Genomic DNA, 15,831 nt, shown 5'->3' on the forward strand with positions numbered 1-15,831 from the left:
AGTACCGGCGGAAAAGGCTGCGCGAAGTACGCGAAATTCTCCCCCGATATGCGGCACCCCGGCATCCGTACGGAAGCCTTCTGGTCCACTCCCCAGCTCGACGCCATGCCGGACGACGAGTCGCGGGTGACCGGCCACGGCTTCGTCCGGCTGGGGGACGTGCTGCGCGCCATCGGTGGCGAAGTGCCCTGACCCGTCGCCCGGCCAGCCCCTACGCCACCACGCCCAGGTGTTCCGCGCCCGCCGTGAGGAGGCGGCGCAGCGCCAGGCCGTCCGCCGCCACCGCCGTCACCAGCGCGGCGGAGGCGGCCAGCGGCGTCACCACCGCCGTCCCGCCGAGCAGCGCCGCCTCGGGCGGCTTGTCGGCGAACGCCGGGTCGGCGACGAGCAGTTGCCCCACCGCCCGGTGGCCGCCCAGCACCGCCCCGCCGTCGTAGCCCGGCACCCCGGGGCCGTACGCCAGTTCCTGGTCCAGCGCGACCACCCCGCCGATCCGCAGCACCAGCCGCGCCACGAGCCGCCCCGGCTCCTCCCCCGCCCGCCCGAGGATCTGCTCCTCCCGGTAGACGAGCCGCGCCGTGTCCGCCACGTCCACACGCGTCGTCATCCGCAGGTCGCTGCGCGCCGCCGAGACGACGGGCTCGGGCAGCCACCACAGCGACGCGTCGGCCCCGACGGTCAGCGCCGTGTCGTACGTCGCCCCGTCGCCGTCCCGCCCCGGCAGCGCGATGGTCGCCGCCGCCGAGGTGACGCGCAGCGCCGCGCCAGGCAGCGCCTCGGCGGTGAGCCGCAGCCGGTCACCGCCGAGCGGCGCGCTCATCGCGCCGACCACCGTGACCTGGCTCCAGGGACCGGCCGCCCGCGTCCGCCGCAGCGCGAACGGCCCGTCGCCCCGCAGCAGCGGCAGCGAGCCGTCCGGCGCGGCGGTGACGCGCGCGTGCGCCGTGACTCCCGTCATACGGCGGCGGCCCGCACCGGGCGCCCGGCCGTCCAGGCGGCGAGCCGCTCCAGCACCCAGTCCGCGACCGGCCGCACGCCGTCCTCGCCGCGCAGCGACGTGAACGCCACGGGCAGGTCGCCGCGCTGCGCCTTCGCGTCCCGCGCCATGCCGTCGAGGTCGGAGCCGACGTACGGGGCGAGGTCGGTCTTGTTGACGACGAGCAGGTCGGCCGTGGTGACGCCAGGACCGCCCTTGCGCGGGATGTCGTCCCCTGCGGCGACGTCGATGACGAAGACCTGCGCGTCCACCAGCCCCGTGGAGAAGGTCGCGGTGAGGTTGTCGCCGCCCGACTCGACGAGCACGAGGTCGAGCGGCCCGGTGCGCTCCTCAAGCTCCTCCACCGCCTCCAGGTTGGCGGAGATGTCGTCACGGATGGCGGTGTGCGGGCAGGCGCCGGTCTCGACGGCGGCGATGCGCTCGGGCGGCAGGACGGCGTTGCGCAGCAGGAAGTCGGCGTCCTCGCGCGTGTAGATGTCGTTGGTGACGACGGCGATGGACAGCCGGTCGCGCAGCGCGCGGCACAGGGCGGCGACGGTCGCGGTCTTGCCGGAGCCGACCGGCCCGCCCAGGCCGATCCGCAGGGCGCGCCGTGTCCCGTCCGGGAGGGTCGGGGCCGCGCTGCTCCAGGTGTGGCGGTGCGGGAACGTCTCGGGGTGGTCGAGGTGCATGGGGCGGGGCTCCCTAGGAGGCGAAGAGACGCACGGGCCAGGCGGCGTGCTGCTGGGCGGTGATGTCGAGGAGGGGCGCGGAGGCGGCGGGCAGGTGGTCGGTGCTGCCGGTGGCGAGGACGGCCTCGGCGGCTGCGGTGGCCTGCGCGGCGACGGCGTCCATGGCGTCGGCGAGACCGGCGAGCACGGCCGTGGCGTCGAACGGGTCGAGGCTGAGCAGCCGTACGGCGGCGGTCGCGGGGCTGCTGACGGTGTCGTACGCGGCGGCCTGCGCGACGTCGTGCGGTGTCAGCCCGGCGGCGCGCGCGGTGAGGCCGAGGACGACGGGCTGGTGCAGCCCGCGCGGCCTGGTTGCGGCCACGGCGTGCAGCTCGGGCGCGGGCCAGGTGGCGCGGGCGGCGCGCAGGAGCTGGCGTCCGAGCTTGCGGGCGGTGTCGCGCAGGGCGGGCGTGGGCGTACGGGCGTCGGCTGCGGCGTCGAGCGCGTACGGGTCGCATCCGGCGCAGGCGGCTGCCGCCAGGGCGGCGGCGACCAGTCCTGTGGTGTGGAGGCGGCCCCGGCAGAAGGCGGCCAGGGTGGCGGGGCCGTCGATGCGGCCCGCGCGGACGGCGGCCTCGGCGCCGCCGGAGTGGGCGTGTGCCCCGGCGGGGAAGCGGCCGTCCGCGAGGAGCAGCAGGGCTGTGCGGCGGGTGCTCATCGCGTCGCGCCTTCTAGAAGAGGAAGTAGCGCTGGGCGAGGGGCAGTTCGGTGGCGGGCTCCGGGACGATCGCCTCCCCGTCCACGGTGACGGTGAACGTGTCGGGGTCCACCGTGACGGACGGCCGCGCGTCGTTGAGCCGCATGTCGGCCTTGGTGACGCCCCGGGTGTTCGTGATGGCGGTGAAGGTCTTGGCGACGCCGAACCGCTCCCCGAGGTGCGCGCCGAGCCCGTCCTCCAGCGCGAGCGGGGTGACGAAGTTGAGCGAGTTGGCGGCCGGGGCGCGCCCGACGGCGCCGAACATGGGCCGGGGCAGGACGGGCTGCGGCGTGGGGATGGACGCGTTGGCGTCGCCCATCTGGGCCCAGGCGATCTGGCCGCCCTTGAGGACGAGCTGCGGCTTCACGCCGAAGAACGCGGGGTCCCACAGCACGAGGTCGGCGAGCTTGCCCGGCTCGACGGAGCCGATCTCGTGGTCGAGGCCCTGGGCGACGGCCGGGTTGATCGTGTATTTGGCGACATAGCGGCGGGCCCGCGCGTTGTCGGCCGCGCCGTCGCCCGGCAGTGCGCCGCGCCGCCGCTTCATGACGTGCGCGGTCTGCCAGGTGCGCATGATCACCTCGCCGACGCGGCCCATGGCCTGGGAGTCGGAGGAGATGATCGAGATGGCGCCGAGGTCGTGCAGGACGTCCTCGGCGGCGATGGTGGACGGCCTGATGCGGGACTCGGCGAAGGCCAGGTCCTCGGGGACCGACGGGTTGAGGTGGTGGCAGACCATCAGCATGTCGAGGTGTTCCTCGACGGTGTTGACGGTGTGCGGGCGCGTCGGGTTGGTGGAGCTGGGCAGGACGTTCGGCTCGGAGACGACGGTGATGATGTCGGGAGCGTGCCCGCCGCCCGCGCCCTCGGTGTGGTACGCGTGGATGCCGCGTCCGGCGATGGCGGCGAGCGTGTCGGCGACGAAGCCCGCCTCGTTCAGCGTGTCGGTGTGGATCGCGAGCTGGGCGCCCGTCTCCTCGCACACGCCCAGGCAGGCGTCGATGGCGGCGGGGGTGGCGCCCCAGTCCTCGTGGATCTTGAAGCCGACGGCGCCGCCGCGCAGCTGGGCGAGCATGGCGTCGCGCGAGACGGTGTTGCCCTTGCCGAGCAGGCCGATGTTGAGGGGGATGCCGTCGAGGGCGGCGAACATGCGGGCGAGGTGCCAGCCGCCGGGGGTGATGGTGGTGGCCTTGGTGCCCTCGGCGGGGCCCGTGCCGCCGCCGAGGAGGGTGGTGACGCCGGAGGCGAGGGCCTCGTCGGCGATGGTCGGCGAGATGAAGTGGACGTGCGCGTCGATGGCCCCCGCGGTGAGGATCTTGCCGTTGCCCGCGATGATCTCGGTCTCGGGACCGATGACGAGGTCGGGGTGGACGCCGTCCATGGTGTCGGGGTTCCCCGCCTTGCCGAGGGCGGTGATACGGCCGTCCCTGAGGCCGACGTCCGCCTTGACGATCCCGGTGTGGTCGAGGACGACGGCGCCGGTGATCACGGTGTCGGGGGTGCCCTCGGCGCGGGTGGCGCGGGACTGGCCCATGGACTCGCGGATGACCTTGCCGCCGCCGAAGACGGCCTCGTCACCCGCCCGGCCTGGACCGCCCGCGAGGTCGTCCTCGATCTCGATCAGGAGGTCGGTGTCGGCGAGCCGCAGCCGGTCGCCGGTGGTCGGTCCGAACAGGTCGGCGTACACGGCGCGGGTCAGCTCGGCCATACCCGTCCCCTCTCCTGGCGCGTGGCGGTGGTGGTCACAGGGGCGCTCACAGGGCGCCGCCGGTCTCGCCGCGCAGTCCCGGCACGACGCGGCGCCCGGCCAGCGGCACCAGCTCGACCTCGACCGGGATGCCAGGTTCGAAGCGGACGGCGGTGCCGGCGGCGATCGCGAGGCGCTTGCCGCGCGCGGCGGCGCGGTCGAAGGCGAGCCCCGGGTTGGCCTCGGCGAAGTGGTAGTGCGAGCCGACCTGGACGGGCCGGTCGGCGGCGTTGACGACGGTGAGCCGGGTGACGGGGGCGCCCTCGTTGAGCACCACGGGCGTGTCGGTGTACAGGATCTCCCCGGGGATCACGGGGCCTCCCTCCTCCCGCCCGCTCACGCGAGGGGCTCGTGGACGGTGACGAGCTTGGTGCCGTCGGGGAAGGTGGCCTCGACCTGGACGTCGTGGATCATCTCCGGCACGCCCTCCATCACGTCGGCCCTGGTCAGGACCCGGCGGCCCGACTCCATCAGCTCGGCGACGGTGCGGCCGTCGCGGGCGCCCTCCAGGACGTGCGCCGTGATCAGCGCGACGGCCTCGGGGTGGTTGAGCCGCAGGCCCCGGGCGCGCCGCCGGTCGGCGACGTCCGCGGCCACATGGATGAGCAGTCGTTCCTGCTCGCGCGGGGTCAGTTGCACGCCTTCCACCTCTGCTGTCGTGGGGGTGTCCGGGAACCGGAAACGCCAGGTTCCGGAGGTTAGTTCGACCTCGTTACGGTGGCGTTACTTCCAAACAGAACTATCATCGGCACGAATGGATTGGCCTTCGGCGCTCCGCCCGGGGCAGTCTGGGGAGGGACGGCGGGACACCCACCGGACGCGTCACCGGCCGTACGGACGGACGGGCGGAACCTCGAAGGAGCCTCATGAAGATCGGGATCGTCGGAGCAACGGGACAGGTCGGCGGAGTGATGCGCGGCATCCTCGCCGAGCGGAAGTTCCCGGTGGACGACCTCCGGCTGTTCGCCTCGGCCCGCTCGGCGGGCAGCACGCTGCCGTGGCAGGACGGTGCGGTCACCGTCGAGGACGCGGCAGGCGCCGACTTCTCCGGCCTCGACATCGTCCTGTTCTCCGCGGGCGGGGCCACCTCCAGGGCGCTCGCCGAGAAGGTCGCCGCCGACGGGGCCGTCGTGATCGACAACTCCTCCGCCTGGCGCATGGACCCCGACGTCCCGCTCGTCGTCTCCGAGGTCAACCCGCACGCCGCCGCGCGCCGCCCCAAGGGCATCATCGCCAACCCGAACTGCACCACCATGGCCGCCATGCCCGTGCTGCGCCCGCTGCACGCCGAGGCGGGGCTGACGGCCCTCGTCGTCGCCACCTACCAGGCGGTCTCCGGCAGCGGCCTGTCCGGCGTGGCCGAGCTGGAGGGCCAGGTGCGCGCCGCCGTCGGGCAGGACCTGGCCCGCCTGACCTTCGACGGGCAGGCCGTGGACTTCCCCGCGCCGCAGCAGTACGTGCGCCCGATCGCGTTCAACGTCCTGCCGATGGCCGGCTCGCTCGTCGAGGACGGCCTGGAGGAGACGGACGAGGAGCAGAAGCTCCGCAACGAGAGCCGCAAGATCCTGGAGATCCCCGACCTGAAGGTCTCCGGCACCTGCGTGCGCGTGCCCGTCTTCAGCGGCCACTCGCTCCAGATCAACGCCCGCTTCGCCCGCCCCCTCGGCCCGGCCCGCGCCCGCGAGCTGCTGGCGGGCGCGGACGGCGTCGCCCTGTCCGACATCCCGACGCCGCAGCAGGCCGCGGGCCGCGACGCCAGCTACGTCGGCCGCATCCGTGCCGACGAGACGGTGGAGCACGGGCTCGCCCTCTTCGTCTCCAACGACAACCTGCGCAAGGGCGCCGCGCTCAACGCGGTGCAGATCGCGGAGCTGGTCGCCGCCGAGCTGTGACGTGACGCGCCCCGGCCGCCGCGCACGCGGGGCGGCCGGGGCGGGGCGGGGTCAGCAGTTGCAGTCGCAGGAGCAGCCGTCGCAGCAGCACCCGTCACAGCACCCGCCGCCCCCCTCGCCGCCCCCGCCGCCGCAGCAGTTGCAGGTCTGGCAGCAGTCGGCGCACTGGCCGCAGGGCTCCGCGTAATGGCAGGCACCGTGCCGCTCGTTGCCCGACCAGGGGCCGTCGTAGCTCTCGGCGCAGCAGATCTGGCAGGTGCAGAAGAGCCCGGCCGCCATCGCGCAGCCCGACCAGAAGCCGCGCCGCTTCCCCCGGCGGCCTGGCGGCTCGGGCAGGCCGGGGAAGTCCGGCAGGTCGGGGAGGCCGGGCGGCAGCGGCGTACGGGTGTCGCCGGACCCGTGGGCGTGGGTGTGGCCGCCGTGCGCGTGGCCGCCGAAGGCGCGGTCCACCGAGCGGCCGACCTCGTGCGCCAGCAGCAGGTGCGCCAGCTTGTCGTCGGTGAACTCGGCGTCCCGCAGCGCCAGGCGGATGCCGGTGACCGCCTCGTCGCACAGCCGCCGGATCTCGGGCAGCGGCGTGCCGGTGGCGTCGATCGGGTTCCACGCGCCGTTGCGCCGGTCGTCCTCCAGGTCCTCCACGGCGTCCAGCAGGTGCGCGAGGCGGCCGAAGAGCCCGCCCGCCTCGGCCAGCGGCCCCGCGTTGCCCGGCCGTCCCGCCAGCTGCGCGGTGTGGGCGAACGCGGCGGCCGTCGCCGTCTCCACCGGCTCGGTCACGGCCAGCACGGACGTCCCCGGCCCCGCCAGCCCCTCCACCTCGGGCTGCCGCGCCACGGCGTCCACCAGCACGGACGTGTCGAAGCCCACCGACTCCCCCGACCGCGCGCCCGCCACGTCCCAGCCGGAGGCCACCCGCCGCGCCGCGCCGGCGAGGACGGGCCGGGCGAACACACCGTCCCCGTCCGCCACATGGTCACGCAGCTTGGCCGAGGCCAGGACGAGGGAGACCACCGCCGCGAGCCGCGCGCCCTCGTCCGCCGCGACCGACGCCGTCCGCATCCCGCGCAGCGCGCACGGCCCCGCGGTCCGCCGTACCCGCGCCTCCGCAGGCGCCTGGGCGGCGAACAGGACGGATATCAGCAGCCCGTCGTAGTTCGTGGCGATCCGCGCCGCCTGCCCCCGCATCCCCCGCAGGGCCAGACACAGCCCGCACAGATGCCCCATCCACTCGCCGAACAGCCCCTCGGACAGCCGGTGCCTGCACGGCCGCACGATTCCGAACATCCCCTGTTCCCCCCTGCTACGGCACGCAGCGGAGCCCCCGGTCCCTGTCGGACCGGGGGCTCCGTGAAGCGACGTGCCGGTGATCTGACGGTCTACCGCTACGGGATCGTAGCCCCCACCGCGGCGAGCGCGTCCGTCACGGGGTAGAAGAACGTCGTGCCGCCCGACGTGCAGTTGCCGCTGCCGCCCGAGGTGAGCCCGATGGCGTTGCTGCCGTCGAACAACGCGCCGCCGCTGTCGCCCGGTTCGGCGCACACGGTGGTCTGGATGGTGCCTTCCACCGTGCCCTGCGGGTAGCGCACGGCGACGTCCACGGCGGTCACCTCGCCGTCGTGGAGACCGGTGGTGCTGCCACTGCGCTGCACGCTCTGACCGACCGTCGCCTCGGCGGCGCCGGTGATCTCCTGCGTGGTGCCGTCGTACAGGAACACCGCGCTCGGGTGGTCGGGCGCCGGGGCCGAGTACTCGACCAGCGCGTAGTCGGCGCCGGGGAACTGCCCAGCGGTGAGGGTGCCGAGGGCCGGGCCGCCCGAGGAGGCGGACCAGGAGCTGCCGACGCTCCCGCAGTGCCCCGCGGTCAGGAAGCCCGCGGAGCCGCCGATCGAGACGTTGAACCCGAGCGAGCAGCGCGCGCCCGAGCTGTAGATGGCCTCGCCGCCCGCGATGAAGGGCTGGAACTCCCCTGCCACCGCGTCGAGCGAGGCGCGCGCGCCCAGTTCGGCGACGGAGGCCCGCAGGTCGGCCAGGGACGCGCCGCGCACCGTGCTGTCGGTGGTGACGCGGACCGTGTTGGAGACCGGGTCCACGGCCCAGGCGGTGCCGGCGACGGCGAATCCGGCGACGGCGTCCTTCACCTCGTCCAGTTCGGCGAGGCTGTGCCGGACGACGCGGGCCTCGGCGCCCGCGCTGCGGACGGTCGCGGCGGCCGTCTCGTCCGTGACGTTGACCACGAGCGTGCCCGAGTCGGCGTCGTAGTAGGTACCACCCGAGGTCTCGGGCGTGAGTTGCGCGGAGAGTGAGGCCGCGAGGGTGCCCGCCTCGGCTGAGGAGAGAACCTGCGGAGCGGCCGTGGGGACCGCTGCGGACTCGGCGTTCGCCTCCGCGACGGCGAAGGTGCCGGCGAAGAGGGCCGCGATTCCGGTCGCGGCGGCGGCGACACGTCGCCGGTGTGACGTACGTCGGTGTGTCACGCTCTTTTCCTCCTGTGGGGGGTGGAGCCAGGGCTCCGGAGAGAGCATGAACCCGGCCAACCCGGCGCGGGCCAGTCACGTTCATGCCAAGCGATACCGGCGAGTATCCGAGTCCGCAGGGCGCCGCACAAGGCCGAGAACTTGCCCCAGCCATATGAGCACACCGGTAGGGGTAATGCGCGTAAACCATCCAGAACACTCCGGGTTTTCCTGCGCGGGACGGACAGCCCGGGGACACCTTGCGCATGCGTACGCTCGCGGGGCGTGGCGACATCCACCCCGTCGAGTGGTCTGGACCTGTCTGGAAATCGCCGGTGGCTACGCGCGTTTCACCCACATACCCGTCCGCTCGAACAGATGTGAGGTGACGCGCGTCACGGCGCGGGCGCCCCGCCGTCCGTCCGCCGCGCCCGGCGGGTGGCGGGCCGTCAGGAGGCCGCCGTGCGCGCCGGACAAGGCCGCGCGCAGGGCCGTCGGGCGGAGCGCGGGGAACACCGCGGGGCGGGCCGTACGCGCAGGTCACGGGCGTACGCGGGCTCGTGCGGCCTCGTGCGGCCCCGGGCGCCGGACGGGCGTCGCGGCCGACGGCGCGGCAGGGGAAGGCGCCTGAGCCGCCGTCCGCCCACGCGTCCCCGCACCGCCCCGCACCGCCTCGCACGGGCCACGTGGCGGCGGGGACCACAGGACGACACCACCGGCGGACACACGCACCGGGCACGGCCGCGCCCCCGCGGCCGTGCCCGGAACAGCACTGCGCCCCGCCGGTCGGGGACCGGCGGGGCGCAGCGTCCTGCGGAGGTGCGTCGTGCGTCAGAGGATGGTCGCCCCGTAGGCGCTCAGGGCCTCGACGACCGGCTGGAAGTACGTCGTGCCGCCGACGCTGCAGTTGCCGTTGCCGCCGGAGGTGAGGCCGAGGGCGGTGCGGCCGGAGAACAGCGGGCCACCACTGTCGCCGGGCTCGGCGCAGATGTTGGTCCTGATCAGGCCGGAGACGATGTCACCGCCGCCGTAGTTCACCGTGTAGTTGAGACCGGTGATCGAGCCGCTGCGCAGGCCGGTGGTGCTGCCGGAGCGCTGCGCCGCCTGGCCGACCGACGGGTTCGCGGCGCCGGTGATGTCCACCGTGGTGCCGTTGTACAGGTTGACCACGCCGGGACGCGGGACGGACGCGTTGTCGTACCGCACCAGGCCGTAGTCGTTGCCCGGGAAGCTGGAGCCGACCGTCGGGCCGATGTACGTGGTCAGCGACGGGTTGGTGTACCAGCCGGGGTAGCCGTCCGTGCAGTGGCCCGCCGTCAGGAAGTACGCGGCGCCGCCGATCGAGACGTTGAAGCCCGCCGAGCAGCGCCAGCCGAGGGAGGCGTAGATCGGGTCGCCACCGGCCAGGTACCGCTCCAGCGTGCCCTCGGTGCGCTCCACCGTCAGGGCGCCGGAGAGGGCGCCCGCGCTGCTGCGCAGCTCGGCGATCTCGGCGTTCGAGACCGTCTCGTCCGCGGTCACGACGACGCGGCCCGACTGCTTGTCCACCGTCCAGGCCGTGCCCGCGACGTCGGCGTCGAGCACCGCGGCGCTGGCGGCCGACAGCTGCGAGGAGCTGAAGGTGGAGACCGGCTCGGCCGAGGCCGTGCTCGGCATGACGAACGCGGCGGCGGCGAGCAGGCCGGACGCCGCGGCGGCCAGGCGGAGCCGACGGGACATCCGCCCGTGGGGGTTGGTGCGCTTCAAACCCACTTGATCCTCCAGGTAAGGAATCCGGAGCCCATGGCTGTCTGGGCAGGGGTGAGGCGTGGCCAGGGACGGCGGACGGGGCGCCCCGTCCGCCATGACCCTGACAAGCGCTGGTGCAGAGTCTTCTCACCGCCGACGCCGTTGAAAAGAACGCCTTTTGGACACCGCGCGCACGCTTCCGTCACCCAATCGGCGGGCCGCGTGAAACTTACTCGCAGTCAGCATGCGTGAACGGCAACGCCGCTGATGAAGCCGCACATCGAATGCACCAGAACCGTCACGAAAACGGGATCGGATGGGCATACCCTTGGCGCATCATCCGCATGATGGACGACCATGGGGGGGATGCGGACGGGGTTAGGCCGCCGCCCGGGAGGAGAGGAGGCATCCATGGGATCGGTACGAAAGGCGAGCGCCTGGCTGGGTCTCGTCGAGGACCGCGAGATGCGCTACTACGACGACGAGTACGCGGAGGGCCCCGAGCCCGGCGACGACGCCGGTCCGTGGACCACCGACCCGCGGGTCAGGGTCGCGGCCGAGGTCGCGCAGGACCAGGGCGGCCGTATCGCCACGGTCACGCCCGACGGCTTCGGGGACGCGCGCCGCATCGGCGAGCTGTTCCGCGACGGCGTGCCGGTCGTGATCAACCTGACGGTCCTCGACTCGGGCGACGCCAAGCGCGTCGTGGACTTCGCGGCCGGGCTCACCTTCGGTCTGCGGGGCACCATCGAGCGGGTCGCCAACCGCGTGTTCCTGCTCACACCGGCCGACTACCAGATCGTGACCGCGCAGCGGGACCGTTCCGCCGAGGACGGCTTCTACAACCAGAGCTGATCCGCCCCCACCGGGCGGGTCAGCCGCGGAACGCGTCCCGTCCGGTGAGCGCCTTGCCGAGCACCAGTTGATGCATCTCACTGGTGCCCTCGTACGTGAGGACCGTCTCCAGGTTCGCCATGTGGCGCATCACCGGGTACTCCCACGAGATGCCGTTCGCGCCCAGGATCGTCCGGGCGGTGCGGCAGATGTCCAGCGCCTCGCGCACGTTGCCCAGCTTGCCGAGGCTGACCTGCTCGGGCAGGAGCCGCCCGGCGTCCATGCGGCGGCCGAGGTGGAGGGCGAGCAGCAGCCCCTTGTTCAGCTCCACCGCCATGTCGGCGAGCTTCGCCTGCGTCAGCTGGAAGCCGCCGATGGGCCTGCCGAACTGCTCGCGCGTCCCCGCGTACTCCAGGGCCGTACGGAAGCAGGTGCGCGCCGCGCCGAGCACGCCCCAGACGATGCCGTACCGCGCGTGGCTCAGGCAGCTCAGCGGCGCCCGCAACCCCCGCGCGTCGGCGAGGACCGCCTCGTCCGGCAGGCGCACCCCCTCCAGCAGCAGCTCGCTCGTCACCGAGGCGCGCAGCGAGCCCTTGTGCCGGATGGGCGTGGCGGTGAATCCGGGGGTGCCCGCGGGGACGAGGAAGCCGCGCACGCCGTCGTCCGTCCTGGCCCAGACGACGGCGACGTCGGCGATCGACCCGTTGGTGATCCACGTCTTGCGGCCGGTCAGCAGCCAGCCGCGGCCGTCGCGTTCGGCGCGGGTGCGCATGCCGGACGGGTCGGAGCCGTGGTCGGGCTCGGTGAGGGCGAAGCAGCCGACGGTCTCCCCTGCGGCCATCCCGGGCAGCCAGGCGCGGCGCTGCTCCTCGGAGCCGTACCGGTGGATCGCGTACATGGCGAGGGAGCCCTGCACGGAGACGAGGGAGCGGATGCCCGAGTCGGCGGCCTCCAGCTCCAGGCAGACCAGCCCGTACTGGACGGCCGACGCGCCCGCGCAGCCGTAGCCCTCCAGCGGCATCCCGAGGGCGCCCAGGGCGCCGAGGCCGCGGGCGAGGCCGCGCGGGTCGGGCAGTTCGCCGCGCTCGTACCAGTCGGCGACGTACGGCAGGACGTGGTCGGCGGCCCAGCGGCGCGCGGCGGCGCGGACGGCGAGGTCGTCGTCACCGAGGAGTTCGTCGATGCCGAGGGGATCGGCGGGGTCGAAGACGGGACGGTCCTGCACGGCGGGGCGCCTTTCGTCAGCTGTCGCCGCGCGGGGGGACGGGCCCGGCCGCGCGTGCCGCGACGCTACGGTCCCCCGCCGCCCCGGGGCAAGCGGACTCCCCGGCCCGGTCGGCGCCGTGGAGCGCGGGTCCTTGCAGGCCGCGCGGCAGGCGCCGGGCGGCGACGGCGCCCGCGAGCAGGAGGACGGCGCTGACCACCAGGGTGACCTTCATGCCGTGGACGAACGCCTCGCGCGCCGCCTGCCGCAGGGCCTCCCCCGTCCCGCCGCCGACGTCGGACGCCACCGTGTACGCCTCGCCCAGCGAGTGCCCCGCGGCGGCGCTGTCCGTCGGCGAGACGCCCTTGAACCGCTGGACGGCGGGCCCGTACACCGCGTTCATGATGCTGCCGAGCACGGCGATGCCGAGCCCGGCGCCGAACTGGTACGCCGTCTCGCCGATGGCCGCCGCGCCGCCCGCCTGCCGCACGGGCACGTCGTTCAGCATCGACTCGTAGGAGGCGAACAGCGTCGTCTCCAGGCCGAAGCCGAGCAGGACGAAGCCGGTGACCATGAGGAGCGGCCGGTCGTGGTCGTCCAGGGATATGAGCACCAGGACGGCCACCGCCGTCAGCACGAACCCGGCGGCCACCATGCGGCGCGGCCCCAGGGCGTCCAGCAGGCGCGAACCGGCGAGCCCGGCGGCGATCGCGGCGACGCTGAGCGGCAGCAGCCGCAGGCCCGTCTCCAGCGGCGAGAGACCGAGGACGAGCTGGAGGTACTGCGCCGCCACGAGCGCCAGGCCGACGAGCGCGAGCACCGTCAGCACGATGCAGCCGACCGCCGTGCCGAACGCGGGCCTGGCGAACGCCGCCAGATCAACCAGCGGTTCAGGCAGCCGCCGCTGGCGCCGCGCGAACAGGACGAGCAGCAGCGCGCCGCCGCCCGCCGCGAGCACCGTGCCCGCGGTGAACAGGTCGCCGCCGCCCGCCCGTTTGACCGCGAGGATCACGGAGAACAGCCCGGCGGCGGCCATCAGGGCGCCCGTCACGTCCCAGGGGCCCGTGCGGTCGCCGGTGGACTCGGGCAGCAGCGCGCGGGCCGCGGGCAGGCAGACGGCCATCAGGGGCAGGTTCACGAGGAAGACCGAGCCCCACCAGAAGTGTTCGAGCAGCACGCCGCCGACCAGCGGGCCGAGCGCGGCGCCCACGGCGGCCACGGCGCTCCACACGCCGATGGCGAGGGCGCGTTCACGTCTGTCGGGGAAGACCTGGCGGAGGATGGACAGCGTGGCGGGCATGATCATCGCCCCGCCGACGCCCAGCAGCGCGCGGGCGGCGATCAGCACACCGGCCCCGGAGGCGTACGCGGCGGCGGCGGACGCGAGCGCGAAGCAGCCGTAGCCGATCAGCAGCACGCGGCGGCGGCCGACACGGTCGCCGAGCGTGCCGAAGAGGATGAGCAGCGACGCGCACACCAGGGGGTAGGCGTCAACGATCCACAGCAGTTCGACGCCGCTGGGCCGCAGGTCCTCGCTGACGGCCGGGACGGCGACGTGCAGCACCGTGGCATCGACGGCGACGACCAGCAGGCTCACGCAGAGCACGACGAGGACCGTCCAGCGGTTCACGGCGCGGGAGCGGACTCCGGGCGGGGCGATCCCGGACATGGGGCACCTTTCCTCCGCGCGGACGGTGTCCCCGCCACCGCGGGGGACTCCCGACGGCGCGCGCCGCGCCGGGCACGGTGGTGCGGGCAGATGGTCAGACAGACTACGGCAGCCCGTCACGGGGACAAGGGGCGGCGTTCACCTGCGGGGCACCGCGCAAAACACCCTTCACCCTCGCGGTAATTGACAGGAACACAATTCCGGGATGCCCCGCATTCGCAAAAACGGGGCGAAGCCGGGCGGGTGAATTGACGGTCCATACATCACATAGCCATTACGAAGGCGGGGCCGCGCAGGAGGGCTGCTATCACGGGCTGTAATCTTGAAAAAGTGCGTACCGACCGACTCCTCGCCCGCCTCGAACAGGAGCCCGCGCCACCCGACGCGCCGGCTCCTGGGATGAGCCGCACGCGTGCCGCGCTGCTGTGGGCCACCCTGGGCTTCTACGCGGCCATCGTGGCGGCGGTCCTCAGCACGTCCTGGCTCGTCCGGCTGGACTGGCAGGTGATGCTGTTCCGGCCGTACAAGCAGTGGCCGGAGATGCACGCGTTCCTCGACTACTTCGTGGTCCTCGGCCAGCGCGGCCCGACCGCCGCCCTGGTCGCGGCGTGGCTCGGCTGGCGCTCCTGGCGGCAGCGCACCCCGCGCCCGCTGCTGGTGATGGCCTGCGCGCTGCTGCTGCTGAACGTCACGGTGGGCGCCGCGAAGCTCGGCATGGGCCGCGAAGGGCCGCACTACGCGACGGTCATGGGCTCGAACGAGATGTTCCTGACCGGCGATATATTTCCCTCGGGCCACACCGCCAACGCCGTGGTGACCTGGGGGATCCTCGCCTATCTGGCCACCACGCCCCGCGCCAGGCGCGCCCTTTCCGTGATCGCCGCCCTGTGCGCGCTCGGCGTCGGCGCCACCACCGTCTACCTGGGCACCCACTGGGTGAGCGACGTCCTGCTCGGCTGGGCCGCGGGGCTGCTGATCCTCCTGGCGCTCCCCTGGTGCGAACCGCTCATCACCCGTGTCGAGCGGATCGTGCTCGGGCTGTGGGGCTACGCCCTCGGCGCCGCCTCCCGGCCCCGTGCCGGGGCGCTGCGCCCGCTGGGCCCCACGCCCCGTCCGGTGGCCGCGTCGGCGCGTGTGGCGGACGAGCAGCGGGCCGTGGCCGGGGAACCCGCGCGCATCGGCGCGATCCGGCTGCGCGCCACGGGGCCGCACGCGCACCCGCACCAGCCGGACCACCCGGCGCACCCCGGGCACACGGGCCACCCGGAACACCCGGTGCGGCCGGTGGGGAGCCACTGACCGGGCCCGCCCCGGTCAGCCCTGCCAGCAGCGCACCACCTCGCCGTCCTGCACGGCCAGGTTGAGCCGTCCCGGCATGAACTCCATGGTGACGATCGCGTCGGGCGCCAGCCTGCGGACCCGGGCCCAGCCCCGGTCCGTGGCACGGCGTTCGGCGTCGTCGGCGCGCATGCCGACGTAGCTGTCGGGGACGTCCTGCGGCGGCTGCTGCGGTCGCGGTATGGGTGCCATGCGGCCACCGTACGGCCTGCGCGGGATCAGCAGGAAGTCCCGGCCGGGCCGGGGAACTGTCACGCTTGTGTCACAGCGGCGGCCCGCGCCACCCGTTCGGCCCAACACCGCCCGGACGTTCACGCACGCCTTCCCCTATTCACCTCCGCGGCAGGAGGGAAGGAATTCACGACGCGCTTCCCGACGCCCCGTGAACACAATTCGCGACACCCCGAATTCACCTCCACGGTGAACGGGAGGGACGGCGGGGTTAAACGGTGGTGCCCCCCTCGCGCGGGCGCGGCGGGGGGTGGACGCGACGCCGGGCAGGATTGACCGCCCCTCGGGCGTGACCCGGGCGCCGCCTTGTCCGTTGAGCACGGGGCACCTCGCC

Annotated in this window: 16 protein-coding genes; 4 read left to right on the forward strand and 12 right to left on the reverse strand. The window is 74.1% G+C overall.

Annotated features, from left to right (window positions below; all coding sequences use genetic code 11):
- The first annotated feature begins 48 nt into the window (after nt 1-48).
- The gene (locus IF27_RS31095; RefSeq protein WP_190232966.1) at nt 49-192 is read left to right on the forward strand and encodes a hypothetical protein; all 144 of its coding nucleotides are present in this window, start codon (nt 49-51) and stop codon (nt 190-192) included.
- Nucleotides 193-211: 19 nt separating this feature from the next.
- Here IF27_RS31095 and IF27_RS14825 read toward each other — a convergent pair whose 3' ends face one another.
- The 6 genes from IF27_RS14825 to IF27_RS14850 are packed head-to-tail and all read right to left on the reverse strand — an operon-like array spanning nt 212 to nt 4,790.
- Complete coding sequence (locus IF27_RS14825) at nt 212-958, reverse strand: urease accessory protein UreD (protein WP_052850038.1); 747 nt, start codon at nt 956-958, stop codon at nt 212-214.
- The gene (gene ureG / locus IF27_RS14830) at nt 955-1,668 is read right to left on the reverse strand and encodes an urease accessory protein UreG (RefSeq protein WP_052850039.1); all 714 of its coding nucleotides are present in this window, start codon (nt 1,666-1,668) and stop codon (nt 955-957) included. Before ureG ends, IF27_RS14825 begins: the two co-directional genes overlap by 4 nt.
- 13 nt (nt 1,669-1,681) lie before the next feature.
- Complete coding sequence (locus IF27_RS14835; protein WP_052850040.1) at nt 1,682-2,365, reverse strand: urease accessory protein UreF; 684 nt, start codon at nt 2,363-2,365, stop codon at nt 1,682-1,684.
- 13 nt (nt 2,366-2,378) lie between these two features.
- A complete protein-coding gene (locus IF27_RS14840; protein ID WP_052850041.1) occupies nt 2,379-4,112 on the reverse strand; it encodes an urease subunit alpha in 1,734 nt (577 codons plus the stop codon).
- Nucleotides 4,113-4,158: 46 nt separating this feature from the next.
- Nucleotides 4,159-4,464, reverse strand: a complete 306-nt coding sequence (locus IF27_RS14845) for an urease subunit beta (protein ID WP_052850042.1) — start codon at nt 4,462-4,464, stop codon at nt 4,159-4,161.
- A 23-nt stretch (nt 4,465-4,487) separates the two neighbouring features.
- The gene (locus IF27_RS14850; protein WP_052850102.1) at nt 4,488-4,790 is read right to left on the reverse strand and encodes an urease subunit gamma; all 303 of its coding nucleotides are present in this window, start codon (nt 4,788-4,790) and stop codon (nt 4,488-4,490) included.
- Nucleotides 4,791-5,017: 227 nt separating this feature from the next.
- On the opposite strand from IF27_RS14850, the gene IF27_RS14855 reads away from it, so the two are divergent.
- Entirely contained in the window at nt 5,018-6,043 is a 1,026-nt protein-coding gene (locus IF27_RS14855; protein ID WP_052850043.1) for an aspartate-semialdehyde dehydrogenase, read from the forward strand.
- Between the two features lie 51 nt (nt 6,044-6,094).
- Here the strand turns inward: IF27_RS14855 and IF27_RS14860 are convergent, their stop codons facing one another.
- The 3 genes from IF27_RS14860 to IF27_RS14870 form a co-directional block, all read right to left on the reverse strand.
- Entirely contained in the window at nt 6,095-7,324 is a 1,230-nt protein-coding gene (locus tag IF27_RS14860; RefSeq protein WP_052850044.1) for a DUF5685 family protein, read from the reverse strand.
- A gap of 98 nt (nt 7,325-7,422) precedes the next feature.
- Entirely contained in the window at nt 7,423-8,514 is a 1,092-nt protein-coding gene (locus tag IF27_RS14865) for a S1 family peptidase (protein WP_052850045.1), read from the reverse strand.
- 810 nt (nt 8,515-9,324) lie between these two features.
- The gene (locus IF27_RS14870; protein WP_052850046.1) at nt 9,325-10,245 is read right to left on the reverse strand and encodes a S1 family peptidase; all 921 of its coding nucleotides are present in this window, start codon (nt 10,243-10,245) and stop codon (nt 9,325-9,327) included.
- Between the two features lie 387 nt (nt 10,246-10,632).
- Between IF27_RS14870 and IF27_RS14875 the strand changes: the two genes are divergently transcribed.
- Entirely contained in the window at nt 10,633-11,076 is a 444-nt protein-coding gene (locus IF27_RS14875; protein WP_052850047.1) for a cell division protein SepF, read from the forward strand.
- A 19-nt stretch (nt 11,077-11,095) separates the two neighbouring features.
- Here IF27_RS14875 and IF27_RS14880 read toward each other — a convergent pair whose 3' ends face one another.
- Entirely contained in the window at nt 11,096-12,280 is a 1,185-nt protein-coding gene (locus IF27_RS14880; protein ID WP_052850048.1) for an acyl-CoA dehydrogenase family protein, read from the reverse strand.
- A gap of 16 nt (nt 12,281-12,296) precedes the next feature.
- Complete coding sequence (locus tag IF27_RS14885; protein WP_052850049.1) at nt 12,297-13,928, reverse strand: MFS transporter; 1,632 nt, start codon at nt 13,926-13,928, stop codon at nt 12,297-12,299.
- Between the two features lie 330 nt (nt 13,929-14,258).
- Here IF27_RS14885 and IF27_RS14890 point away from each other — a divergent pair, with 330 nt between their 5' ends.
- Nucleotides 14,259-15,227, forward strand: a complete 969-nt coding sequence (locus IF27_RS14890; protein WP_110945902.1) for a phosphatase PAP2 family protein — start codon at nt 14,259-14,261, stop codon at nt 15,225-15,227.
- 15 nt (nt 15,228-15,242) lie between these two features.
- On the opposite strand, the gene IF27_RS14895 is transcribed toward IF27_RS14890, so the two are convergent.
- Nucleotides 15,243-15,458, reverse strand: coding sequence for an I78 family peptidase inhibitor (locus IF27_RS14895; RefSeq protein WP_052850050.1), 216 nt, complete (start codon nt 15,456-15,458; stop codon nt 15,243-15,245).
- Nucleotides 15,459-15,831 lie beyond the last annotated feature (373 nt).

Origin of the sequence: Streptomyces avicenniae, assembly GCF_000719135.1 — a bacterium.
GTDB classification, from domain to species: Bacteria; Actinomycetota; Actinomycetes; order Streptomycetales; family Streptomycetaceae; genus Streptomyces; species Streptomyces avicenniae.